The organism is Pseudomonas benzenivorans, from assembly GCF_024397895.1.
Classification (GTDB): domain Bacteria; phylum Pseudomonadota; class Gammaproteobacteria; order Pseudomonadales; family Pseudomonadaceae; genus Aquipseudomonas; species Aquipseudomonas benzenivorans_A.
Window position 1 is genome coordinate 1834532 of the sequence record NZ_CP073346.1, and the last position, 23530, is coordinate 1858061.

General features: G+C 67.2%; 22 protein-coding genes. 13 read left to right on the top strand and 9 right to left on the bottom strand.

Going from position 1 to position 23530, the window contains the following annotated elements:
• The first annotated feature begins 618 nt into the window (after positions 1-618).
• From KDW96_RS08635 to KDW96_RS08645, 3 genes are all read left to right on the top strand, one after another.
• Positions 619-1614, top strand: a complete 996-nt coding sequence (locus KDW96_RS08635; protein ID WP_255840011.1) for a TAXI family TRAP transporter solute-binding subunit — start codon at positions 619-621, stop codon at positions 1612-1614.
• Positions 1615-1801: 187 nt separating this feature from the next.
• The gene (locus KDW96_RS08640) at positions 1802-3736 is read left to right on the top strand and encodes a TRAP transporter permease (protein WP_255840012.1); all 1935 of its coding nucleotides are present in this window, start codon (positions 1802-1804) and stop codon (positions 3734-3736) included.
• 78 nt (positions 3737-3814) lie between these two features.
• Positions 3815-4777 (top strand): D-2-hydroxyacid dehydrogenase family protein, encoded by a 963-nt coding sequence (locus KDW96_RS08645; protein WP_255840013.1) that lies wholly within the window; start codon positions 3815-3817, stop codon positions 4775-4777.
• Here the strand turns inward: KDW96_RS08645 and KDW96_RS08650 are convergent.
• The 3 genes from KDW96_RS08650 to pnuC all read right to left on the bottom strand — a co-directional run bounded on the left by KDW96_RS08650 (position 4774) and on the right by pnuC (position 6896).
• Positions 4774-5697, bottom strand: coding sequence for a LysR family transcriptional regulator (locus tag KDW96_RS08650; RefSeq protein ID WP_255840014.1), 924 nt, complete (start codon positions 5695-5697; stop codon positions 4774-4776). The two genes, KDW96_RS08645 and KDW96_RS08650, sit on opposite strands and share 4 nt — an antisense overlap.
• 111 nt (positions 5698-5808) lie before the next feature.
• Positions 5809-6333, bottom strand: coding sequence for an AAA family ATPase (locus KDW96_RS08655; RefSeq protein ID WP_255840015.1), 525 nt, complete (start codon positions 6331-6333; stop codon positions 5809-5811).
• Positions 6330-6896: a nicotinamide riboside transporter PnuC gene (gene pnuC, locus KDW96_RS08660; RefSeq protein ID WP_255840016.1), complete on the bottom strand. Its 567-nt coding sequence runs from the start codon at positions 6894-6896 to the stop codon at positions 6330-6332. The genes KDW96_RS08655 and pnuC overlap by 4 nt, the downstream gene beginning before the upstream one ends.
• A 201-nt stretch (positions 6897-7097) precedes the next feature.
• Here pnuC and KDW96_RS08665 point away from each other — a divergent pair, with 201 nt between their 5' ends.
• The 3 genes from KDW96_RS08665 (at position 7098) to KDW96_RS08675 (ending at position 9193) form a co-directional block, all read left to right on the top strand.
• A complete protein-coding gene (locus KDW96_RS08665; protein WP_255840017.1) occupies positions 7098-7973 on the top strand; it encodes an alpha/beta fold hydrolase in 876 nt (291 codons plus the stop codon).
• 7 nt (positions 7974-7980) lie between these two features.
• On the top strand, positions 7981-8154 hold the full coding sequence (locus KDW96_RS08670) for a hypothetical protein (RefSeq protein WP_255840018.1): 174 nt from the start codon (positions 7981-7983) through the stop codon (positions 8152-8154).
• Positions 8155-8602: 448 nt separating this feature from the next.
• Positions 8603-9193 carry a hypothetical protein gene (locus KDW96_RS08675; protein WP_255840019.1) on the top strand — a complete coding sequence of 197 codons (591 nt, stop codon included), beginning with the start codon at positions 8603-8605 and terminating at the stop codon, positions 9191-9193.
• Between the two features lie 378 nt (positions 9194-9571).
• Here KDW96_RS08675 and KDW96_RS08680 read toward each other — a convergent pair whose 3' ends face one another.
• Complete coding sequence (locus KDW96_RS08680; protein ID WP_255840020.1) at positions 9572-11068, bottom strand: CoA-acylating methylmalonate-semialdehyde dehydrogenase; 1497 nt, start codon at positions 11066-11068, stop codon at positions 9572-9574.
• 73 nt (positions 11069-11141) lie between these two features.
• Positions 11142-12488: an omega-aminotransferase AptA gene (gene aptA, locus KDW96_RS08685; RefSeq protein WP_255840021.1), complete on the bottom strand. Its 1347-nt coding sequence runs from the start codon at positions 12486-12488 to the stop codon at positions 11142-11144.
• Positions 12489-12608: 120 nt separating this feature from the next.
• Here aptA and KDW96_RS08690 point away from each other — a divergent pair, with 120 nt between their 5' ends.
• Positions 12609-13529, top strand: a complete 921-nt coding sequence (locus KDW96_RS08690; RefSeq protein ID WP_255840022.1) for a LysR family transcriptional regulator — start codon at positions 12609-12611, stop codon at positions 13527-13529.
• A gap of 69 nt (positions 13530-13598) precedes the next feature.
• Here KDW96_RS08690 and KDW96_RS08695 read toward each other — a convergent pair whose 3' ends face one another.
• Both KDW96_RS08695 and KDW96_RS08700 read right to left on the bottom strand, forming a co-directional pair.
• The gene (locus KDW96_RS08695) at positions 13599-14486 is read right to left on the bottom strand and encodes a PA4780 family RIO1-like protein kinase (RefSeq protein ID WP_255840023.1); all 888 of its coding nucleotides are present in this window, start codon (positions 14484-14486) and stop codon (positions 13599-13601) included.
• Between the two features lie 108 nt (positions 14487-14594).
• Positions 14595-15485 (bottom strand): LysR family transcriptional regulator, encoded by an 891-nt coding sequence (locus tag KDW96_RS08700; protein ID WP_255840024.1) that lies wholly within the window; start codon positions 15483-15485, stop codon positions 14595-14597.
• Between the two features lie 102 nt (positions 15486-15587).
• On the opposite strand from KDW96_RS08700, the gene KDW96_RS08705 reads away from it, so the two are divergent.
• From KDW96_RS08705 to ada, 3 genes are all read left to right on the top strand, one after another.
• Positions 15588-16229 carry an NAD(P)-dependent oxidoreductase gene (locus tag KDW96_RS08705; RefSeq protein ID WP_255840025.1) on the top strand — a complete coding sequence of 214 codons (642 nt, stop codon included), beginning with the start codon at positions 15588-15590 and terminating at the stop codon, positions 16227-16229.
• Between the two features lie 52 nt (positions 16230-16281).
• Positions 16282-16563 carry a DUF2218 domain-containing protein gene (locus KDW96_RS08710; protein WP_255840026.1) on the top strand — a complete coding sequence of 94 codons (282 nt, stop codon included), beginning with the start codon at positions 16282-16284 and terminating at the stop codon, positions 16561-16563.
• A 90-nt stretch (positions 16564-16653) separates the two neighbouring features.
• Positions 16654-17685, top strand: a complete 1032-nt coding sequence (gene ada / locus KDW96_RS08715) for a bifunctional DNA-binding transcriptional regulator/O6-methylguanine-DNA methyltransferase Ada (RefSeq protein ID WP_255840027.1) — start codon at positions 16654-16656, stop codon at positions 17683-17685.
• A 7-nt stretch (positions 17686-17692) separates the two neighbouring features.
• On the opposite strand, the gene KDW96_RS08720 is transcribed toward ada, so the two are convergent.
• On the bottom strand, positions 17693-18466 hold the full coding sequence (locus tag KDW96_RS08720; RefSeq protein WP_255840028.1) for a sulfite exporter TauE/SafE family protein: 774 nt from the start codon (positions 18464-18466) through the stop codon (positions 17693-17695).
• A 184-nt stretch (positions 18467-18650) separates the two neighbouring features.
• Positions 18651-20165, bottom strand: a complete 1515-nt coding sequence (locus KDW96_RS08725; RefSeq protein ID WP_255840029.1) for a BCCT family transporter — start codon at positions 20163-20165, stop codon at positions 18651-18653.
• 423 nt (positions 20166-20588) lie between these two features.
• Here KDW96_RS08725 and KDW96_RS08730 point away from each other — a divergent pair, with 423 nt between their 5' ends.
• Genes KDW96_RS08730 through KDW96_RS08740 form a run of 3 tightly spaced genes read left to right on the top strand, consistent with a single transcriptional unit; the run spans position 20589 to position 23517 of the window.
• On the top strand, positions 20589-21179 hold the full coding sequence (locus KDW96_RS08730; RefSeq protein ID WP_255840030.1) for an amino acid synthesis family protein: 591 nt from the start codon (positions 20589-20591) through the stop codon (positions 21177-21179).
• A gap of 26 nt (positions 21180-21205) precedes the next feature.
• Entirely contained in the window at positions 21206-22039 is an 834-nt protein-coding gene (locus tag KDW96_RS08735) for an alpha/beta fold hydrolase (protein ID WP_255840031.1), read from the top strand.
• The gene (locus KDW96_RS08740; RefSeq protein ID WP_255840032.1) at positions 22036-23517 is read left to right on the top strand and encodes an aldehyde dehydrogenase; all 1482 of its coding nucleotides are present in this window, start codon (positions 22036-22038) and stop codon (positions 23515-23517) included. Before KDW96_RS08735 ends, KDW96_RS08740 begins: the two co-directional genes overlap by 4 nt.
• Positions 23518-23530: the final 13 nt, after the last annotated feature.

Below are 23530 nucleotides of genomic sequence, written 5' to 3' on the forward strand. Positions count from 1 at the left end.
GCTTGCGGCGGCATGCGGCGTCGCGCCCTGGGCGCCCGCTGTCGCTCGACGCCGATTCGGTGCGGGTCCGCCTCGGCCTGCGATTCATACTGCAGAAGCCCTGCAGGCCCGCAAAACAGCAATGCGCGAAGCTGCCATCGTGAAATGCGATGGCAGAACCGCCCCGCTGCACGCACCGCAGCGCCAGGCCGCCATCCGCCGCTGGCCACGGCGTCGCCCGACCGCGGCAACCCGGGTCGATCCATTGGTCGACTGGACAAAACCGCGCATTCCGTGCCCTCCCTTCTCGAACCCGAACCGGCTGGGGCCGCGCCGGGGGCTCCACGGCGGGCTCTGCGAAGGATCGCGGGCAAGGGTCCAGGCCGCGGCCGGCGCCGCCATCGCGGCTCGCGATGGCAGCTTCGCGAGATGTAGCTTCCACCACCCCGGTCAGGGGGATAGAAAAGACCGCACGGTTGATGACCGATTGGTCATACCCCTGCTCCGACGACGGTCCCGGACACCGGTCCGAGGCATTGCGCCAAAGCACGGTCAACCGCAAACCCTGCAACAGTCCTGAAGACAATAAAAAGGCGCGCCGGCTTTCCGGCCCGTTCAGATCGCAAGGAGATCGGCCCCATGAACACCCTGAAAACCACCCTGAAGAACACATTCAAGCGCACCTGGCTGCCGGCCCTGGCCGCCGGGGCCCTGGCCTTCAGCGGCAGCGCCTACAGCCAGACCTCCTACAACCTTGGCGCGGTGCCCACCGGTACCGGCTGGTTCTTCGGCATCTCCGAAGGCGCCCGGGTGATCAACGCCAACACCCCCTACGAGATCACCATCCGGGAAACCGGCGGCACCTCGGAGAACGCCACCCGCCTGACCACCGGCGATATCCAGCTCGGCTTCATCGAGGCGCTGGTGGGCCAGGAGCTGTACAACGGCAGCGGCCGTTTCGAGAAGCGCGCCAACCCCGATGCACGCCTGATCTACTGGATCGCCCCGTCGACCATGCACTGGGCGGTCGCCCAGGATTCCGGGGTCAAGACCCTCAAGGACCTCGAGGGCAAGCGCTTCAACCCGAGCAGCATCGGCGGTGGCGGCGAATACATCACCGACCTGGTGTTCAAGTCCCTGGGCATCAAGCCTGACTTCCAGCGCATGCGCATCGACGATGCCGCCGAAGGCGTGGTCGATGGCCGCCTGGTCGGCTTCAGCTACAACGGCGTGCCGCCGATCCCGGCCTTCACCGAAGTGCACTCCTCGCGCCCGCTGCAGCTGCTGTCGCTGGATCAGGAGCAGGTGGCCAAGGTGGTCAAGGACCTGCCGTTCCTCTCCCCCGCGGTAATCCCGGCTGACACCTACCGTGGCATGTCCGAGGCCACCACCATGGGCATCTACATGGGCATCGGCACCACCAAGAAGGTACCGGAGGAGGTCATCTACAACATGACCAAGGCCTACTGGGAGAACCACGACGCGGTCGCCAACGCCTTCGCCCCGGCCAAGGGCGTGACCCCGCAGGACACGGTCAACAACGCCACACTGCCGCTGCATGCCGGCGCCATCCGCTACTACCGCGAGATCGGCCTCGACATTCCCGCCAGCGTGATTCCGCCGGAAGCGCTGTAAGCACGACACCTGCAAGCTGCGGCGGATCGGTCGAGGCACGACTGATCCGCCGCGTTCCCGCACGACCCGGCGCTCCCTTGCAGGGCGAGCCGACGCCGTTCCAGCAACAACCCGCTGACCCATGGCCGCAACCTCGGCCCCGGTTCAGCAGCCCCTCGGGCGCGAAGCTTCATTCAGGAGCGAGACAATGAGCACTAGCGTGAAGAACGCCGAAGTTATCGAGAAATTTTCCGAGGATGGCGGCAAGCGCAAACTGGTCGGGGGCTGGGCGCAGGCCCTGCGCCTGATCGCCAGCGCCATGGCCCTGTTCCACCTGTACACGGCGGCGACCGGCCCGGTGGCGACCCAGAACGCCGTGCACCTGATGTTCGCCCTGCCGCTGATCCTGCTGGCCTACCCCGCCAGCAACCGGACACGCGCCGGCGTGGCCTGGCTGGAACTTGTGCCGATCAGCCTCAGCGTGGCGATCAGCGCCTATTACATCTACCACTTCGAGCGAATCATCTACGACCTCGGCTACCTGATGCCGACCACCCTCGACCTGGTGTTCAGCGTCACCGCCCTGCTGCTGCTGCTCGAGGCCTGCCGCCGCGCCATCGGCCTGGCGTTCCCGATCCTGGTGCTGATCGCCCTGGCCTATGCCGCCTTCGGCCAGCACCTGCCCGGCGTCTGGGGTCACGCGGGCTTCCGCTGGGACGACCTGATGGCGACCTTCTACCTCGGGCCGACCGGCGTCTACGGCAGCCTGATGCGCACCTCCTCGACCATCATCATCATCTTCATCATGTTCGGCGCCTTGCTGGTCACCACCGGCGGCGGCGACACCTTCATCAAGCTGTCCTCGTCCCTGGCCGGTCGCCTGACCGGCGGCCCGGCCAAGGCCGCCACGCTGTGCAGCGCTCTGTTCGGCAGCATCAGCGGCAGCACCGCAGCCAACGTCGCCACCACCGGCATCTTCACCATTCCGCTGATGAAGCGCTGCGGCTACTCGCCGCGTTTCGCTGCCGCCACCGAGGCGGCCGCCTCCACCGGCGGGCAGATCCTGCCGCCGATCATGGGCGCTGCGGCCTTCGTCATGGCCGATGTCACCGGCACCAGCTACCTGACCATCATCGGCGCGGCGCTGATCCCGGCCCTGCTGTTCTACCTCGCCATCTGGATGAGCGTGCACTTCGAGGCCAAGCGCACCGGCGTGCAGCCGCTGCCCGAGTCCGAGCGCCCGAGCCTGCGCGAAGCCCTGGCACACTGGGAAACCCTGTTCATTCCGCTGGCGGTGCTGGTGGTGATGCTGATGGTACGCTTCACCCCGACCACCGCGGCCATGGCGGCCTACCTCAGCGCCGTGGCGATCTACCTGTTCTCCTGGCGCAGCCCCGGCCGCCTGATCGACCGCCTGAAGACCCTGCCGGCGGCCCTGGAGGCCGGCGCCATGACCGCCGCGATGATCGCGGTGATCATCGGCAGCGTGGCGATCATCGCCTCGGTCATCAGCCTGACCGGTCTGGGACTGAAGGTGTCCTCGGTGATCCTCGCGGTCAGCGGTGGCAGCGTCATCGTCACCCTGGTCCTGGCCATGCTGGTGGCGATCATCCTGGGCATGGGTCTGCCGACGGTGGCCGCCTACATGCTGGCCGCCACCGTGGTCGCCAGCGCCTTCGTCGAAGCCGGCCTGCCGGCGCTGTCCTCGCACCTGTTCATCCTGTACTTCGCGATCCTCTCCGGCGTGACCCCGCCGGTGGCCCTGGCCGCCTATATCGGCAGCGCCATCTCCGGATCGCACTGGTTCAGCACGGCGGTGACGGCCAGCAAGATCGCCCTGGGCGGCTTCCTGATCCCCTTCATGTTCATCTACCACCCGCCCCTGCTGGGCCAAGGCAGCGCGCTGGAGATCTTCCAGGCCAGCGCCACCGGGGTGATCGGCATCATCGCCCTGGCGGCGGCGACCATCGGCTACTTCCTGCGCCCCTGCGCCTGGTACGAGCGCCTCGCCCTGCTGACCTCCGCGCTGCTGCTGGTGTCCGGGGGCCTGGCCACCGACCTGGCCGGCATCGTGCTGATCGGTATCGTGCTGCTCTGGCAACACTGGGGCAACAAGGCGGCCACGCCGGCCGCGGTCATCTAGCACCGCCGCCCTCCACCCTCAACTCCATACGCGGCCCTCGGGCCGCGTATGCGTTATCCCTCCAGAAAAGGAACGCCCATGAAGGTCGTGATACTCGATGACTATCAGGATGCCGTCAGGACGCTGCCCTGCTTTGCCCTGCTGCAGGGACACGCGGTGCGGGTGTTCAACGACAGCACCCAGGACCTCGATGTGCTGGCCGCGCGCCTGGCCGGCGCCGAAGCCCTGGTGCTGATCCGCGAACGCACCCCGATCAGCGCCGCGCTGCTGGACCGACTGCCGGACCTGCGGCTGATCAGCCAGACCGGCAGGGGCATCGCCCATATCGACCTGAAAGCCTGCAGCCGGCGCGGCGTGGCCGTGGCGGTGGGCAGCGGCTCGCCCCACTCGACCGCCGAACTGACCTGGGCGCTGCTGCTGGCGGCGATGCGTCAGCTGCCCCAGGAGGTGGCGCGCCTGAAGGCCGGCCAGTGGCAGGGCAGCCTCGGTACCGGCTTGCGCGGGCGCACCCTGGGCCTGTTCGGCTTCGGCAACATCGGCCGCGTGGTGGCCGGCTATGGCCAGGCATTCGGCATGCGCGTGCTGGTCTGGGGCCGCGACAGCACCCTGGCGCGGGCTCGCGAGCAGGGATTCGAGACCGCGCCCAGTCAGCAGGCGCTGTTCGAGCAGGCCGACGCCCTGAGCCTGCACCTGCGCCTGGTGGAACAGACCCGCGGCATCATCGGCGCAGGCGACCTGGCGTGCATGCAACCGGGCGCGGTGCTGGTCAACACCAGCCGCGCCGAGCTGATCGAACCCGGCGCGCTGCTCGCCGCCCTGCAGGCCGGGCGGCCAGGGCGGGCGGCGGTCGATGTCTACGAAGAGGAACCGGCGCCGGACCATCCGCTGCTGCGCCTCGACAACGTGATCTGCACGCCCCACCTGGGCTACGTCGAACAGGACAGCTACCAGCTGTATTTCACAGCGGCATTCGAGCACCTGCTGGCCTTCGCCGCAGGCGCGCCGTGCAACCTGGTCAACCCCGAGGTGTTGGGCGCCTAGCCCGCCGGCTGCACCAGGTCGGGCGCTGCGCCGCCGGCCCGCCTGCGCAGATGGTCGACCAGCAGCCGGGCCGCCACCGGCAGGGCATCGTAGCGGCGCACGCAGATCTTCAGTTCGCGCCGCGCCCAAGTCTCGTCCAGGGGAATGATCCGCAGCTTCAGCGCCGGCGCATGCAGCCGCGCCACCGCCTCGGGCAGCACGCCAATGCCGTGGCCGGCCTCGACCATCAGGCACAGCACGTCATAGCCGGTGACCTGCATGCGCAGCTGCACGGCGCGCTCGCGCTCGCTGGCGACGCCCTGGATCAGGGTGTTGATCGCGCTGCCGGCATGCAGGCCGACGAAGTCGTAATCGAGCATCTCGTCGAGGGTCAGGCGCGGCCGGGCCGACAGGGGGTGATCCTCGGCGACTATCACCGCCAGGGTGTCCGGATGGTAGCCGAACACCTCGACCCCGGGAGGATGGCTGCCCGGGGTGTAGATGCCGATATCCGCGGCGTTGTCGGCCACCGCGCGGGTGACCGCGGTGCTGATCTTCTCCTCCAGGTGAATTTCCACCTGGGGGTGCTCGGCGAGGAAGTCCTTGAGTTCGCGGGGCAGGAACTGGGTGATCGCGGAAATGTTGGCGAACACCCGAATATGCCCGCGCACCCCGCTGGCGTAATCCTGCATCTGCACGTAGACCGCTTCCAGCTCATGCAGGGCGCGCCGGGCCAGGTTGAGCAGGGCAACGCCCGCCGCGGTGGGCTCGACGCCCTTGTTGGTGCGCAACAGCAGCTGGGTATTGAGGGTCGACTCGAGCTCGCTGATGCGCCGGCTGACCGCCGCCGCGGCGATGAACTCCTTTTCCGCGGCGGCGGCGATGGTGCCTTCCTCGACCACGCGGACGAACAGCTTCAGGGAAGTGGGATCGTGTTTCATGGCGTGTACCCGCCTCGGCGGCTCAGTCGTTGATTGCGCCACGGGAAACCGCCCCGTGCGGCTAAAGGGCAAATTATAGCGCCCGCCCCCAGGGCGAAGACCGGCCCGGGGTCACTCGCCCAGCCACTCGACCACATGCGCCAGGGCCCGCTGCTCGCGCTCCGTCCAGTCGCCCTGCAGGTTGTGGACGCGCTGGTCGTGGGCCCGCAGCCAGTCGTGGCAAGCCCGGTGAAAGCGCAGACGCGCATCCAGCTGCGGCTGGCAGCGCTGGCCGTCCTCGACCCAGGGCACGCCCTGGGGGTCGAGCAGCAGGTGCAGATCGTAGCGCCGCTCCAGCAGCGCCTGCTCGATCCAGACCGGGCAGTCGCCGAACAGCGTGCGGCTCCACAAGAGGTTGCTCAGCAGGTGGGTGTCGAGGATCAGCAGGGGCGGCGCCGCGGCGCGGGCCCGGTCCTCCCAGTCCAGCTGTCCGCGGGCGATCGCCGGAATATCCCCATAGCAGGTGTCGCGGCCCTGCTGCTCGATGAAATGACGCACGTACTCGCCGACCACCAGGCCGCCGAAGCGCGCCTGCAGGGCTTGGGCCAGCCAGCTCTTGCCGGTCGACTCAGGGCCGGTCAGCACCAGCACCTTCATGCGCCGGCCAGTGCCGGGGCGCGGCGCCAGCTCTGCCAGCCGTGCAGCGCCAGCAGGCAGAACAGGCCGTAGAGGCCGGCGGTGAGGTACAGCTCCTTGTGCACGAACAGGCCGACGAACACCACGTCCAGGGTGAACCACAGCGGCCAGCATTCCAGGCGCTTCTGCGCCATCCACACCTGGGCCACCAGGCTGAAGCCGGTCAGCGCGGCATCCAGCCAGGGCGCCGCGGCGTCGGTATAGGTGGCCATGACATAGCCCAGGCCCAGGCTGCCGGCGGCGCCGACCAGCAAGCTGAAGGCCAGGCCTGCGCCGCTCAGGCGCGAGACCTCGCGGCCCTGGTGCCGATCGCCGCCGTTTTTCCACTGCCACCAGCCATACAGCTGCAGCACGGCGTAGACCACCTGCAGCAGCATGTCCGAATACAGCTTCACCTCGAAGAAGATCCAGCTGTACATCGACACCATCACCAGACCGATGGGCCAGCACCAGATGTTCTGTTTGACCGTCAGCCAGACGGCGATCACGCCGAGCGTGGCGGCGCAGAGTTCAAGGGGCGACATCGCGAACCTCAGGAGAGTGCGCCGGGCGTGGCGCGGAAAAAGAGCGGCGAATTGTACCCAATCGCAGACACAGGCGCAGACCGGCCGCCGACCTGCCGCGAAAGGGCAGTTGCCCCTGCATTCTGGCGCGATCCCCCTTTGCCCCGGCGTTGCTCAATCCCTACTGTGTTTCGAACGATTCGCCAGGCCATGAGGAACACCATGAAGCACTCCAACGCCGCCGCGCGCCTGCCGGTCAACGCACAGTGGCTGCACTGCGGCGACCAGGGCGTGCCCGCCCACTTCTATCACGCCAACGGCTTCCCGCTGCGGGTCTACGAGCCCCTGCTCAGCCGCCTGGGCGGCACCCTGGCGCTCAGCGGCCTGGCCTGCCGCGCGACCTGGCCGGACATCGGCCCGCCGCCGCGGCGGCGCGACTGGCAACTGTATGCCGATGACCTGATCGCCTTCATCGAACAGGAGTACCGGGAGCCGATCGTCGGCATCGGCCATTCCCTGGGCGCCACCTGCACCATCCTCGCCGCCGCCAAGCGCCCGGAGCTGTTCAAGGCCCTGGTGCTGATCGAGCCGGCCATGGTTTCCCCCACGCTGGCGCGGCTGGTGCGCTGGCTGCCCAAGGCGCTGATGAACCGCACCGACCCGGCCAGGAGCACCCTGCGCAAGGCCGATCGCTGGCCCAGCCGCGAGGCGTTCCTGCAACAGTGCCAGAGCGCCCGGGGCTACAAGCGCTTCGGCGCCGAAGCGCTGCAGGCGCTGGCCCAGCACGCGGTGGTGGAAGGCGCCGACGGCCAGTTGCAGCTGGCGTTCCCCAAGCACTGGGAGGCGCACAACTACACCCAGCCGCCCAACGTGATGGCGCAGCTGCAATGGCTGCCGATGCCCTGCGTGGCGATACGCGGCAAGCCCTCGGTGTTCTTCACCGAGCAACTGTGGCAGGAGTGGCAGCGACGCTGCCCCCAGGCCCTGTTCCTGGAAGACCTGGCGCACGGCCACCTGCTGCCGCTGGAAAACCCCGCCGGCTGCCAGCGCCTGATCGAACAGGGCCTGAGCGCCATCGGCGTACTGCCCCAGCGCTGAGTTCGGCTTGCGGCTGCAACTGCTGCAGGTAGGCAGCCCGCTCGGCGATGCGCTGGTCGCTGCAGCCATCGGCGATGGTCATCATCACCGAGCCGACACGGCTCGGGTCTTTGTCGCGGAAACGGATTCGCTCATGGCCGGCCTCTTAGGCCTGCTGGCGCAGCACCGGGTCGGCGGTTAGCTGATTGAAGCGCTGCATCACCTCGTTGCTTGGCGAAGCAACCAAGCAGTGCAAGGGCGAGCGCACGCATGGCGGAATTCCTTTCCTGATTGATCGCGGGCTGAAATGTCAGCGCGGGACTATAGAGCCCCACACCGCAACGAACCCCGGCACAGACCAAGCAAAGTGCAGACTGTCTCGCCAGCAGGCACCGCCATGCTGGCATCCGCAGCATGTTCAACGTATCTAATGCTAAAGAAGGCCTGAGAACAGCCAGGCAGCACCCCGGCGACGGAAATATCCCCAGCACTGAGCGGCACTGACGAGGAGCCATCCCCACGACTTTAAAGCGCCACAAAGTCAATTTGCCATCACTCAGTGCAGCCGATAGCCTACGTAGCGCTTAGGGAACGAGCTCACTGCTGGAGGCGGCCCCTAGCGCCCCATGCAGTAACCACAAGGACTAGGTATGAAGAGATTCGCGTATCTGCTGGTACTCGCGCTTTGCGCAGGTGTAACTGGCTGCACCATCAACCACCCGATCGACAAGGATTATGCGGCCTACCTGGCGAACAATCAGGGTGAAAGTGCATTACCCAAGGCGCAAGGGCCAGCCGACTACCTGCTAGCCCCGGCCACCGAAACGCACCATTATGAATTCCGCTCGGCACTGGTCGGCCACGCCAACCTGTGGATCGTCGACTTCGGCAAGCTGCTCGACATGACCCTCGCTTCGCAAGACGTGCAACAGGCCTTTGAGGGACTCAAGCGCCACGATGGCGCAAGCAGCAGTGCACCGGTATTGCGTTTCGAGCTGATGCAGTATCGCTTTGAAGATTTCCGAGCCTACGTGACCTTGAACGTCGAGGTGGCCTCTGCCGGGCAGCAACTGTTCAGCAAGACCTATCAGGTAGAGGGAAAGAGCCAAGGCGGCAAGATGTTTTGGGGTGGCGCCTTCGCCATGAAAAATGCCGTACAACAGTCAACCAAACTGGCCATGGATGAGATCCTTCGTAACTTCATTAGGGATTTCAATCAACTCAAGCTTGCACAGAACTGACCGGGTTCCGAGTATCGGAAAGCTTGATCTGCCCGAGCCGCAGGCTGGTTAGCAAGTAGCCTGGATATCCGTAGGGTGGACAACGCGACGCTTGTCCACCCTCGATCTCGCGAACCTTGCCTGGCCTTGAAGTATCGCTTTCGCCCTCGCTTCGCGAAGCCCTTCGCTGGCGGGCGTAAATGCAGTTAACCCGGACAATGCCAAAGGGCACTCGCCGTAGAGCGAAACCCTCTGTTCAGGAGAGGCAAGTCACCCGGGTGCGCGCGGTGGAAAATGCTGCGCAGTTTTCCACCCTGCCCGCTGACCACGACCAGCACGGCCAGCAAACAAAAAGGCCAGTCTCGCGACTGGCCTTTTTGCTTACAGCTGGCGACTCACTCAGCCATTGCTGGGAAAGGCGAACTGCGCCGCCTCATGGCTGGCGCGCTGCGGCCAGCGCTGGGTGACGGCCTTCTTGCGGGTGTAGAAGCGCACACCGTCCGGGCCATAGGCGTGCAGGTCGCCGAACAGCGAGCGCTTCCAGCCGCCGAAGCTGTGGTAGCTGACCGGCACCGGCAGCGGTACGTTGACCCCGACCATGCCCACTTCGATCTCGTCGACGAACAGCCGCGCCGCCTCGCCGTCACGGGTGAAGATGCAGGTGCCGTTGCCGTACTCGTGCTCGTTGATCAGGGCCATGGCGGCTTCCAGGCTGTCGACGCGGACGATGCACAGCACCGGGCCGAAGATCTCGTCGCTGTAGATGCTCATCTCGGGGGTGACCCGGTCGAACAGGGTACCGCCGACGAAGTAGCCGTTCTCATGGCCGGCCACCTGCAGGCCGCGGCCATCGACCACCAGCTCGGCACCGGCTTTGATGCCGGCGTCGATGTAGCTGGTGACCCGTTCCTGGGCCGCACGGGTGACCAGCGGGCCCATGTCCAGGCCACAGTTGGTGCCGGCGCCGATCTTCAGTTCCTGGATCTGCGGGGTGATCTTCTGCACCAGGGCATCGGCGATCTGGTCACCGACGCACACCGCCACCGAGATGGCCATGCAGCGCTCGCCGCAGGAGCCGTAGGCCGCGCCCATCAGCGCGCTGACCGCGTTGTTCAGATCGGCATCGGGCATCAGCACCGCGTGGTTCTTCGCGCCGCCGAGGGCCTGCACACGCTTGCCGCGCTTGGTGCCTTCGCTGTAGATGTACTCGGCGATCGGGGTCGAGCCGACGAAGCTCAGGGCCTTGACCTCTGGCGCCTGGATCAGCGCATCGACCGCTTCCTTGTCGCCGTGCACCACGTTCAGCACACCCTTGGGCAGGCCGGCCTCGTGCAGCAGTTCGGCGATGTACAGGGTGGAGCTGGGGTCGCGCTCGGACGGCTTCAAGATGAAGCAGTTGCCGCAGACGATGGCCAGCGGGTACATCCACAACGGCACCATGGCCGGGAAGTTGAACGGGGTGATGCCGGCGACCACGCCGACCGGCTGCAGGTCGCTCCAGGCGTCGATGTCCGGGCCGACGTTGCGGCTGTATTCGCCCTTGAGAATCTGCGGCGCGCCACAGGCGAACTCGACGTTCTCGATGCCGCGCTTGAGCTCGCCGGCGGCGTCCTCGAGGGTCTTGCCGTGCTCTTCGCTGATCAGCCTGGCGATCTCGGCTTCGTGCTGCTCGAGCAGCTGCTTGAAGCGGAACATCACCTGGGCGCGCTTGGCCGCCGGGGTCTTGCGCCAGGCCGGGAAAGCGGCCTTGGCGGCGTCGACGGCCTGCTGGATGACGGCGCGATCGGCCAGGGCGACCTGCTTGGTCACCTCGCCGGTAGCCGGGTTGAAGACGTCTGCACTGCGGCCTTGGCCCTGGATGTGCTCGCCGTTGATCAGGTGGGCAATGGTAGTCATGGGAAGTCTCCGTCAATCGAATTCGTAGGGTGGATGGGCGGGCCGCGCAGACGCGCGCCCGCCACCGCAGGGCTTAATTCAGCTGGTTCAGGGTCTCGCCGACCGCGTCGAACATGCGCTCGAGGTCGTCGATCCTGGCGTTGAAGGTCGGCCCGAACTGCAGGGTGTCGCCGCCGAAACGCACATAGAAGCCGGCCTTCCACAGGGCCATGCCGGCCTCGAACGGGCGGATCACCGGGTCGCCGTCGCGCGGGGCGATCTGCAGGGCGCCGGCCAGGCCGCAGTTGCGGATGTCGAGGATGTGCTTGGCGCCCTTCAGGCCATGCAGGGCCTTCTCGAACTGCGGCGCCAGCTCGGCGGCCTGCTGCACCAGGTTCTCGCGTCCCAGCAGCTCCAGCGAGGCCAGGCCGGCGGCGCAGGCCACCGGGTGGGCCGAATAGGTGTAGCCGTGGGTGAACTCGATCATGTGCTCGGGCGAGGCCTGCTGCATGAAGGTGTTGTAGATCTCGCTGCTGGCGATGACCGCGCCCAGGGGCACCGCGCCGTTGGTGATCTGCTTGGCGGTGTTCATGATGTCCGGGGTGACGCCGAAGTACTCGGCGCCGCTCCACTTGCCCATCCGCCCAAATGCGGTGATCACCTCGTCGAAGATCAGCAGGATGCTGTGCTGATCGCAGATCTCGCGCAGGCGCTGCAGGTAGCCCACCGGCGGCACCAGTACGCCGGCCGAGCCGGACATGGGCTCGACGATCACCGCGGCGATGTTCGAGGCGTCGTGCAGCTCGATCAGCTTGAGCAGTTCGTTGGCCAGCTCGACGCCGCCGGTCTCGGCCATGCCCGGGGTGTAGGCCAGGTGCGGCTGCAGGGTGTGCGGCAGGTGGTCGACGTCCATGAACTGGCCGTACATCTTGCGGTTGCCGCCGATGCCGCCGAGGCTGGTGCCGGCGATGTTGACGCCGTGGTAGCCACGGGCACGGCCGATGAACTTGGTCTTGGCCGGCTGGCCCTTCAGGCGCCAGTAGGCCTTGGCCATCTTCACCGAGGTGTCGGCGCACTCGGAGCCGGAGCTGGTGAAGAACACATGGTTCAGCTCGCCGGGCATCAGGTCGGCGATCTGCTCGGCCAGCTTGAACGACAGCGGGTGGCCGTACTGGAAGCCCGGCGAATAGTCGAGGGTGCCGAGCTGCCTGGCCACCGCCTCCTGGATTTCCTTGCGCGAGTGGCCGGCGCCGCAGGTCCACAGGCCGGACAGGCCGTCATAGATCTTGCGGCCGCGGTCGTCGGTGAGCCAGCTGCCTTCGGCGGCAACGATCAGACGCGGGTCGCGCTGGAAGTTGCGGTTGGCGGAAAACGGCATCCAGTGAGCGTCCAGCTTGAGCTGGCTGGCCAGAGGCTGGAGGTCGGTCTGCGGCATGTTCATGGCGTGGCCTCGCAAAAGGGGATGTTCTGGTTTGGATCAACAGTTGCCAGCCAAGGTGCCACGGGAATACATTCAGAAAAACGTCACTTTTCTTATCCTTGGTTAATGGATCACTAAACAATGACCACGCGCCGCCCCGACCCCCTGGCCCAGGTCAGCGACTTCGAAATCCGTCTGCTCAAGCTGTTTCGCAGCGTGGTGGAATGTGGCGGCTTCTCCGCCGCGGAGTCCGTGCTGGGCATCGGCCGCTCGGCCATCAGCCAGCAGATGAGCGACCTGGAGCAGCGCCTGGGCCTGCGCCTGTGCCAGCGCGGCCGCGCCGGCTTCGCCCTGACCGAGGAAGGTCGCGAGGTGTACCAGTCGACCCAGCAACTGCTGGCGGCGCTGGAGAGCTTTCGCACCGAGGTCAACGGCCTGCACCAGAACCTGCGCGGCGAGCTCAACATCGGCCTGACCGACAACCTGGTGACGGTGCCGCACATGCGCATCACCAACGCCCTGGCGCGCCTCAAGGAGCGCGGCCCGGACGTGCGCATCCACATCCGCATGACGCCGCCGAGCGAGGTCGAACAGGGGGTCCTCGACGGCCGCCTGCACATCGGCGTGGTGCCCCAGGCCGGCGCCCTGTCCGGGCTGGACTACCAGAGCCTGTACGACGAGCGCTCGCTGCTGTACTGCGCGGTGGGCCATCCGCTGTTCTATGTCGACGACCAGCAGCTGGCCGACGAACGGCTGGATACCCAGGACGCCATCGCCCCGACCTTCCGCCTGCCGCCGGAGATCCAGCAGCACTACCAGCGGCTCAATTGCACGGCCAGCGCCTCGGACCGCGAGGGCATGGCCTTTCTGATCCTCACCGGGCGTTATATCGGCTACCTGCCGGATCACTACGCGAGCGCCTGGGTGCAGCAGGGCCGCCTGCGCGCGCTGAAAGCCGGCTCGCGCTACTACGACCTCAGCCTGGCCTCGGTGACGCGCAAGGGCCGCCGGCCGCACCTGGTGCTGGAGAGTTTCCTCGAGGCCCTGGCGGCCACCGGTTGATCGGCAGCCGGGGGCGAGGGCCCAGGACGGGAAAGCGGCACCCGGCGAGCGCCGGGTGCGGGCTGGGGGTTACTGCATCCAGGGCGGCGGCGGCTCTTCGCCGCGCGGCGCGTCCTCGGCATTCAGCAGGGCCTGGCGGCGCGCTTCCTCGGCCAGGGCGGCCTTGATCTCGCGCATCACCGCATCGACATCGGCGGAGTCCTCGGGATCGGCGAATTCACCGGTCAGCGGGCTGTCCGGGGTCAGCTTGCCTTCCTCGTACAGCGCCCACATCTCCTTGGCGTACTTGCTGAACTTCAGCTCCGGGGCGAACTGGCCGAAGTAGGCGGCCATGTTGCCGACGTCGCGCTCGAGCATCTTGAACGCATGGTTGTTGCCGGCCGCATCCACCGCCTGCGGCAGGTCGATGATCACCGGCCCCTCCGGCCCCAGCAGCACGTTGAACTCCGACAGGTCGCCGTGCACCAGGCCGGCGCAGAGCATCTTGACCACTTCCTGGATCATGAAGGCGTGGAACTCGCGGGCGTCGTCCGGGTGCAGGTCGACGTCGTTCAGGCGCGGTGCGACCCCGCCCTCGCCGTCGGAAACCAGCTCCATCAGCAGCACGCCCTCGAGAAAGTCATAGGGCTTGGGCACCCGTACGCCGGCGTTGGCCAGGCGGAACAGCGCCGCCACCTCGGCGTTCTGCCAGGCGTCCTCCTGGCCCTTGCGCCCGTACTTCGAGCCCCGGGCCATGGCGCGGGCGTCGCGGCTGTTGCGCACCTTGCGCCCTTCCTGGTATTCCACGGACTGGCGAAAGCCGCGCTTGTTGGCCTCCTTGTAGACCTTGGCGCAGCGCAGCTCATCGCCGCAGCGCACCACGAACACCGCGGCCTCCTTGCCGCTCATCAGCGGGCGTATGACCTCGTCGACCAGACCATCCTCGACCAGGGGTTCAATACGTTTTGGTGTCTTCATCGGCTTTGATCGCGGGTCCTGTGTTGCCCAATTCGCGTGTGCCGCCCCTTATACGGCAATCGGCGCCCATAACCCACCCTGACGCGACCATTACCCGACGGCGGATGCTCAATCTCGCAACAAAAGCTGTCGCAGCGCCTCGATGGCATAGCGCACCTTGGCCGGCTGGGCGTCGCGGCGCGGGGTGACCAGATAGATCCCCAGGGATGGCAAGTGCCAGCCAGGCAGGAGATCGCGCAGGCTGCCAGCCGCCAATTCCGCGCGTACCTCATGCGCCGGCTGCAGCGACACGCCCATCCCGGCCAGGGTGAACTGGCGCACCGCGAGGATGTTGTTGCAGCCGACCCGGCTTTCGATGCGCAGCTTCTCCTGCTCGCCCGCCGGCCCCTGGAGGCTGAGGGTGTTGAAGCGGGCATCGGTGTTCAAGGTCAGCCAGTCGAGGCCGACCAGGTCGGCGGGGCGGCCGATCGGTGCCCGCCGCGCCAGGTAGCTCGGCGCCGCACACAGCAGCATGCGCGCATCGCCGATATGTCGCGCCACCAGGCTGGAGTCCGGCTGACTGCCGACCCGAATCGCCAGGTCGATGCGCTGTTCCACCATATCGATCGGCTCGTCGTGAAAGAACAGTTGCAGGCTCAACCCGCCGTGCGCCTGCAACAGCGGCGCCAGGGCCGCGCAGATGGGTCCGCCGGCAAAGCCCACCGGGGCGGCGATGCGCAGCTCGCCGACCGGCGCATCGCGCAGTTCGGCCAGCCGCTGCTCGGCCTCTTGGGCCAGGGCCAGCACCTGGGCGCAACTCTGGTAAAAAGTGGCGCCGGCCTCGGTCAGGGTCAGCTTGCGGGTGGTGCGGTGCAGCAGACTGACCTGGGTACCGTCCTCCAGCTTGCGGATCTGCTGGCTGACCGCAGAGGGGGTCATGCCAAGCACCTCGGCGGCGGCCACCATGGAGCCGCGCTCGACCACCGTGGCAAAGATCGCCATGCGCTTGAGCTGTTCCATTAATTAGCCCTGCTTAATAGTTAAAGCGTTTTTAGCCTATTTTTCCGACCTTTATCCAGCTGCGATTATCTCCCTCGACGAAAATCACCCGAGGAGACACCCATGAACATCGCCCTGATCGGCGCCAGCGGCTTCGTCGGCGCCGCCGTTCTGCAGGAGGCCCTGAACCGTAGCCACCTGGTCACCGGCCTGGTCCGCCAGCCGCAGAAGCTGCCCGCGCACCCGGCGCTGAATGCCGTGGCTGCCGATGCCTATGACACCGAGGCGCTGGCCGCGGCCCTGCGCGGCCATGATGCGGTGGTCCACGCCTTCAACCCCGGCTGGGGCCAGGCGAACATTCGCGAGCGGTTCGTCCAGGGCACCCGGGCGATCTATGCGGCGACCCGGCAAGCCGATATCCAGCGCCTGCTGGTGGTCGGCGGCGCCGGCAGCCTGTATGTCGCCCCGGGCCTGCAGCTGATCGACACCCCGGACTTCCCCGCCGAATACAAGGAAGGCGCCGAAGGCGCGCGCCAGGCCCTCGAGCTGATCCAGGCGGAAACTGCGCTGGACTGGAGCTTCATCTCGCCGCCAGCGCTGCTGCAACCGGGCGCGCGCAGCGGCCAGTTCCGCATCGGCGGCGACCAGCTGCTGATGAACGGCGAGGCGCCGGCGAACATCACCGTGGCCGACCTGGCCGTGGCCATCATCGACGAACTGGAGCAGCCGCAACACGTCCGCCAGCGCTTTACCGTCGGCTACTGAGCCCCGGCAGCCGCGCCCCCGCGCGCCTGCACCACCCGTTTCTGGAGATCCCATGCCCCTGACCGCCACCGCCCATGTCGCCACCACCACGCCAGCCCGCTATATCGGCCGCCTGTGCAAGCACTTCGCCCACAAGATCCCGACCAGCTTCGACCAGCAGCAGGGACGTATCGAGTTCCCATTCGGCCTCGCCCTGCTGACCGCCGACGACGATGGACTGCGCCTGAGCGTGCAGGCCGCCGAAGTGGAGCAGCTCGACAAGCTCAAGCACGTGGTGGCCAGCCACTTCGAACGCTTCGCCTGGCAGGAAGCGCTGACGCTCGACTGGCAGTGAACGAGCCACCGGCGATTTGAAAGTGCGATTCGGATTGGCGGGATTGGCGCCAGCGCCGACAATCGAGCCATAGCCCCCAGGAGCCGCGCCATGCTCGATCCCGACCTCTGCTGGCAGGCCGTCTGCGCCCGCGACGCCGCGCGCGACGGCCAGTTCGTCTTCGCCGTGCGCTCCACCGGCATCTACTGCCGGCCGAGCTGCCCGGCGCGGCGGCCGCTGCGCGCCAACGTCAGCTTCCATGCCGACCCGGCCTGCGCCGAGGCCGCCGGCTACCGCCCCTGCCGGCGCTGCTCGCCCCGCGGTGCCAGCCCGGCCGAGCAGCTGGATGCACTGGTCGCCGCGGCCTGCCGCCTGCTCAGCGAACTGGAGCCGGCGCCGACCCTGGAACAACTGGCCGCACGCATCGGCCTGTCGCCCTCGCACCTGGTGCGCGCCTTCAAGGCCCGCACCGGGCTGACTCCCAGGGCCTGGCTCAAGGCCCGGCGCCGCGCCGAGCTGGAGGCCCGCCTGCCCGAGGCCGACTCGGTGCTGGAGGCGGCGCTGGCCACCGGTTATTCCGGCACCCGCGCCCTCTACGAAGCGCGCGAGGCCCTGAGCCCGGCGCAACGCCGTCGGCGCGGCGAAGGCGAGCGGCTGCGCTACGCCATCGCCCCCTGCCCCCTCGGCCAGCTGCTGCTGGCCAGCAGCGCCAAGGGCGTGTGCGCCCTGCTGTTCGGCGACAACGCCGCACAGCTGGAGTCGGAGTTGCAGCAACGCTTCAGCGCCGCCGAGCTGCAGCGCGACGACCCCGGCCTGGGCGACTGGCTGCGCCAGGTGGTACGGCAGATCGAAGAGCCCGAGCGCGCCGCCCGGCTGCCCCTGGACCTTCGCGGCACCGCCTACCAGCAACGGGTGTGGCAGGCGCTGCGGCAGATCCCGGCGGGCCAGACCCGGCGCTATGGCGAACTGGCCGCCGCCCTGGACAGCCACCCGCGCGCCGTGGCCCGCGCCTGCGCCAGCAACCCGCTCGGCCTGCTGGTGCCGTGCCACCGGGTGGTCGGCGCCAACGGCGCCCTGGGCGGCTATCGCTGGGGCGTCGAGCGCAAGGCGGCGCTGCTGAGCCGCGAACGGAACGAGAACTGAGCCGCGCTCAGCCTCGATACAGAGCCAGCAGTTCCGGCACCGCCTCGGCGATCAGGCTGCCGCCGGCCAGGAGCAGCAACACGAACACCAGAAGCCGCACCGCCCGCAGCGACAGCTTCGGCGGATAGCGGCGCACCAGCCAACTGAGCAGCATGACCAACGGCAGGGCCTCGGCGCTGAGCCACAGGGTGTCCAGCGACAGCTGACCCTGGACCGTGACCAGCCCCAGACGCATGGCCGCGTTGCAGGCGAATACGGTGATCAGGGTATTGCGGATCAGCTCGTAGGCCAGGGGCTGGCGATACAGGTGGTAGACGATCGGCGGTCCGCCGCTGGAGAACAGGCCGTTGAGCACGCCGCAGAGGCCACCGGCGACCCAGTACGCCGAGAAGGAAGAAGGCTGCTCGCGCGGCTTGCTCTGCAGCACCAGCATCAGACTGGCGAGGATGATCACCCCGCCCAGCAGCAGGCGCAGCCAGGCGATCTGCCGGCCGTCCAGGGCGCCCAGCCCCCAGATGCCGAGGCACACGCCGAGCAGGCTGCTGATCAACAGGGGCGTGAGAATCGTGCGGTCCAGCTGCGGCTTGGGGCCGGCCACCGTGACCAGGGCATTGCCCAAAGTGAGGATGCTGATCACCACCGCCACTTCACCGAGCGGCAGCAGCTGCAGGACGGCGACCAGGCCGATGAGGATCAGGCCGAAGGCGAAGCCGGTCAGGCACTGGGCGAAGGTGGCCAGGGCCACGCAGAAAAGGAACAGCAGGTGTGTTTCCAGGCTCATGCCAGCGTCCTTGTCGAACCGGCGGGCCCCGATGACTTGCGTCCGCAGGCCCGTCAGGGGTTGGCAAGCGCCGTTACTCTACCCCGCCATCTGAAACGATGCGACGCGCGAGCCCCTCGATACACCGATAGAAGGTCTCGCGCGCCGACTCACTCAATCAGCCGAAGGCTGGGGCGCCCAGAACTCAGGCGCCCTGGGCCTCCCGCACGCAGAGCGACTCGCGCTCTTCCTGGTGCAGTGCCCGCACCAGGCTGTAGCAGATCACCAGCAACACCACGGAGAACGGCAGCGCCGCGGCGATGGTCGCCGCCTGCAGGCCCTTCAGGCCGCCGGCCAGCAACAGCACACCGGCCAGCGCACCCAGGCCCAGACCCCAGATGATGCGGAAGCGCTGCGGCGGGTTCTGGTTGCCCATGGACAGGATGGTGCAGATCACCAGGGTGGCCGAGTCGGCCGAGGTGACGAACCAGCTGACGATCATCAGGGTAGCCAGGCCGGCCATGGCCATGGTCGCCCAGGACACGTTCAGCCCCTCGATGGTCTTGTACAGCACCATGGTCACGTCCGAGTTGGCCACGGCGTTCAGGTCGATGGCGCCGGCCAGCTGCAGCGACACGCCGGTACCGCCCATGATCACGATCCACAGGAAGGCGCCCAGGGTCGAGGCGAGCATGCCGCCCAGGACCACCTGGCGCACGGTGCGACCACGGGAGATGCGGGCGATGAACATGCCGACGAACGGGCCCCAGGACAGCCACCAGCCCCAATAGAAGATGGTCCACCAGCCCTGCCACTGACGCTCGGGGTTGGAATCGGTCCACATGCCCATGGGGATGAAGGTGGCCAGGTAGTCGCCCAGGCTGGTGGCGTACAGACCGAGGAGGAACACGGTCGGCCCTGCCAGCAGCAGGAACAGGAACAGGATGCTGCTCAGGCGGATGTTCCACTCGCTGAGCCAGAGGATGCCCTTGCGCACCCCGGACACCGCCGAGAGGGTGGCGACCACCGCGGTAGCCGAAATGAGGATCAGCTGATTGGTGGTGGAGATCTCGATGCCGAACATGTAGTTCAGGCCGGCGTTCATCTGCGACACGCCCAGGCCGAGGGTGGTGGCGGTACCGAACAGGGTGCTGAAGATCGCCAGCAGGTCGACCGCATGGCCGATCGGGCCATAGATACGCTCACCGATCAGCGGATACAGCGCCGAACGCACGGTCAGCGGCAGGTTATGCCGATAGGTGAAGTAGGCCAGGATCAGGCCGACGATGATGTAGATGCTCCAGCCGTGCAGGCCCCAATGGAACATGGTCACGCGCAGGGCGATCTGCGCCGCTTCCGGCGTGTTGGCGGCGACGCCGGCCATCTCCATGAAGGGGTTGCCCTGCATGTGCATCAGCGGCTCGGCGATGCTCCAGAACAGCAGGCCGGTACCGACCGCGGCGCTGAACAGCATGGCGAACCAGGAGAAGTTGCTGAATTCCGGACGCTCGTCGTCGCGGCCCAGACGCAGGTTGCCGAAGCGGCTGAGTCCGACCCAGAAGGTGAAGAACAGCACGCCACTGACCACGGCCACGTAGTACCAGCCCAGGGAGCTTTCGATCCACTGTTTGGCGCCGGTATAGAGACTGTTGGCCAGTTCACTGAAGGACACGGTGAACAGCACGAAGACCAGCACCATCACCAGGGATGAGATGGCCATCGTCGGATTTACGCCTGCGAACAGACGCTGAGAGCCTTGCATAGGATGTTCGCTCACGAGCGCGCCTCCTCCTTATTTTTGTATGGGACACACATAGAAGTGCTTGTCGCCAATGTCGCCTGCAACCGCTCGGGCGTTGAGTTTCCTCAGACGATGGCAGTCGTCCTCGGTCACTCCGGCAGCGCCCGAATGCGACCGCAGTGGATGCAGCAACATTCGCTTGTCATATGGTATACCATAGACCGGAATACAGAAGCAAAGCACTTGACCCGAGAAAATTCAGCTCGCGGTGATCGCTCCCGCTTCTAGCCAAGCCGCCAGCGGCGCAGGGCCACTGGATCGCTTGACTTGCCACGCTAGTCTTATGGTATACCATAATACGACTACGGCGATTACGCCCCATCCGCAGCCCAGGAGAGCCTAATGAGCTTTGAAATCCGCAAGATCGTCAGCTACGTGGAAGAAACCCTTATCGAAGGTGGCAAGGCCACCGACAAGCCGGTCACCATGGTCGGCCTGGCCGTGGTGATGAAGAACCCCTGGTCCGGCCGTGGCTTCGTCGAAGACCTGCGCACGGAAATCAAGGCCAACTGCTCCGAGCTCGGCGCGCTGATGGTCCAACGCCTGGTCGACGCCATCGGTGGCGCCGAGAAGATCGAGGCCTACGGCAAGGCCGCCGTGGTCGGCGCCGACGGCGAGATCGAACACGCCTCCGCGGTGATCCACAACCTGCGCTTCGGCAACCACTACCGCCAGGCGGTGAACGCCAAGAGCTACCTGAGCTTCACCAACAAGCGTGGCGGCCCGGGCACCTCCATCCAGATCCCGATGATGCACAAGGACGACGAAGGCGCGCGCTCGCACTACGTCACCCTGGAAATGCAGATCGAGGACGCACCGCGCGCCGACGAGATCGTGGTGGTCCTGGGCGCCTCCGACGGTGGCCGCCTGCACCCGCGTATCGGCAACCGCTACATCGATCTGGAAGAACTGGCCGCTGAGCAAGCCCAGTAATTGGACGGCGCGCGCAGGAGCAACCCATGATTCGGCTCACCGCTGAACAGACCCCGGCCGGCACCAGCTACCTGGCGACCGGCCAAGGCCAACCCGTGGTGCTGATCCACGGGGTCGGCCTGAACAAGGAAATGTGGGGCGGGCAGATCGTCGGCCTGGCCCCGCACTTCCGCGTGATCGCCTATGACATGCTCGGCCACGGTTCCAGTCCGCTGCCGCCGGCGGATACCGAGCTACCGGCCTATGCCGAACAGCTGCTGGAGCTGCTCGACCACCTCGACCTGCCCCAGGCGGTGGTGGTGGGGTTTTCCATGGGCGGACTGGTGGCGCGGGCCTTCGCCCTGCAGCACCCGACGCGCCTCAACGGCCTGGCGGTGCTCAACAGCGTGTTCAACCGCAACGCCGAGCAGCGCGCCGGGGTGATCGAGCGCACCAGCCAGGTCGCCGAGCACGGCCCGGCGGCCAACGTCGAAGCCGCCCTGACCCGCTGGTTCAGCCGCGAGTACCTGGCCGCCAACCCGGCACAGGTCGCCGCCATCCGGCAAACCCTGGCGAACAACGACCCGCAAGGCTACCTGACCACCTACAGGCTGTTCGCCACCCAGGACATGTTCGGCGCCGACGCGCTGTCGTGCATCCAGGTGCCGACGCTGGTCGCCACCGGTTCGCTGGACGCGGGCTCGACGCCCGAGATGGCCGAACAGCTGGCCGAGCGGATTACCGGAGCCCGGGCCGCCATACTGGAGGAACAGCGGCACATGATGCCGGTGGAATCGCCGCGCCTGGTCAACCAGCTGCTGCTCGACTTCCTCGAGCGCACCCAGCCCACTCCGCACCCCGTTAAGGAGATCCTTGCATGAGCCTCGAACGCTTTCGCATGTGCATCGACGGTCAGTGGCTAGATGCCCTGTCCGGCAAGACCTTCCAGAGCCTCAACCCGGCGCTCGCCGAGCCCTGGGCAGAGCTGCCCGACGCCGATGAAGCCGACGTCGAGCGCGCCGTCCAGGCGGCGCAGAAGGCTTTCGAGGGCCCGGACTGGCGCAACCTGACCGCCACCGCCCGCGGCAAGCTGTTGCGCCGCCTGGGTGACCTGATCGCCGAGAACAAGGAACAGCTGGCCCAGCTGGAAAGCCGCGACAACGGCAAGTTGATCCGCGAGACCCGCGGTCAGGTCAGCTACCTGCCGGAGTTCTTCCACTACACCGCCGGCCTGGCCGACAAGCTCGAGGGTGGCACCCTGCCCTTGGACAAGACCGACATGTTCGGCTACACCGTGCTCGAGCCGCTGGGCGTGGTAGCCGGGATCATTCCCTGGAACAGCCCGCTGTACCTCACCGCGATCAAGCTGGCCCCGGCCCTGGCCGCCGGCAACACCGTGGTGCTCAAGCCCTCGGAGCATGCCTCCGCAACCATTCTGGAGCTGGCGCGCCTGGCCCTCGAAGCCGGCATCCCGCCGGGCGTGGTCAACGTCGTGACCGGCTACGGACCGAGCACCGGCGCGGCGCTGACCCGCCACCCGCTGGTGCGCAAGATCGCCTTCACCGGCGGCGCCTCCACCGCCCGCCACGTGGTGCGCAGCAGCGCCGAGAACTTCGCCAAGCTGTCCCTGGAGCTGGGCGGCAAGTCGCCGAACATCATCTTCGCCGACGCCGACCTGGACAGCGCCATCAACGGCGCGGTAGCCGGCATCTATGCCGCCTCGGGACAGAGCTGCGTGTCCGGCTCGCGCCTGCTGGTGCAGGACGAGATCTACGACGAATTCGTCGAGCGCCTGATCGAGCGCGCCCGTCGCATCCGCATCGGCAACCCGCAGGATGACAACAGCGAGATGGGCCCCATGGCCACCGCGCAGCAGCTGGCGGTGGTCGAGGGCCTGGTCGCCGACGCCCTGGCCGAAGGCGCGACCCTGCGCCTGGGCGGCAAGCGTCCGCAGATCGAGGGCAACGGCTGGTACTACGAGCCGACCCTGTTCGAGTGCGACAGCAACTCGATGAAGATCATGCAGGAAGAGGTGTTCGGCCCGGTCGCCTCGGTGATCCGCTTCAAGGACGAGGCCGAGGCCCTGGCCATCGCCAACGACTCGCAGTTCGGCCTGGCCGCCGGCATCTGGACCCGCGATCTGGGCCGCGCCCACCGCCTGGCCCGTGACGTGCGCTCGGGGATCATCTGGGTCAACACCTACCGCGCCGTCTCGGCCATGGCGCCGATCGGCGGTTTCAAGAACAGCGGCTACGGCCGCGAGAGCGGCATCGACTCGGTGCTCGCCTACACCGAGCAGAAAACGGTGTGGATCAACCTCTCGCAAAGCCCCATGGCCGACCCCTTCGTGATGCGCTGAAGCGCACACGACC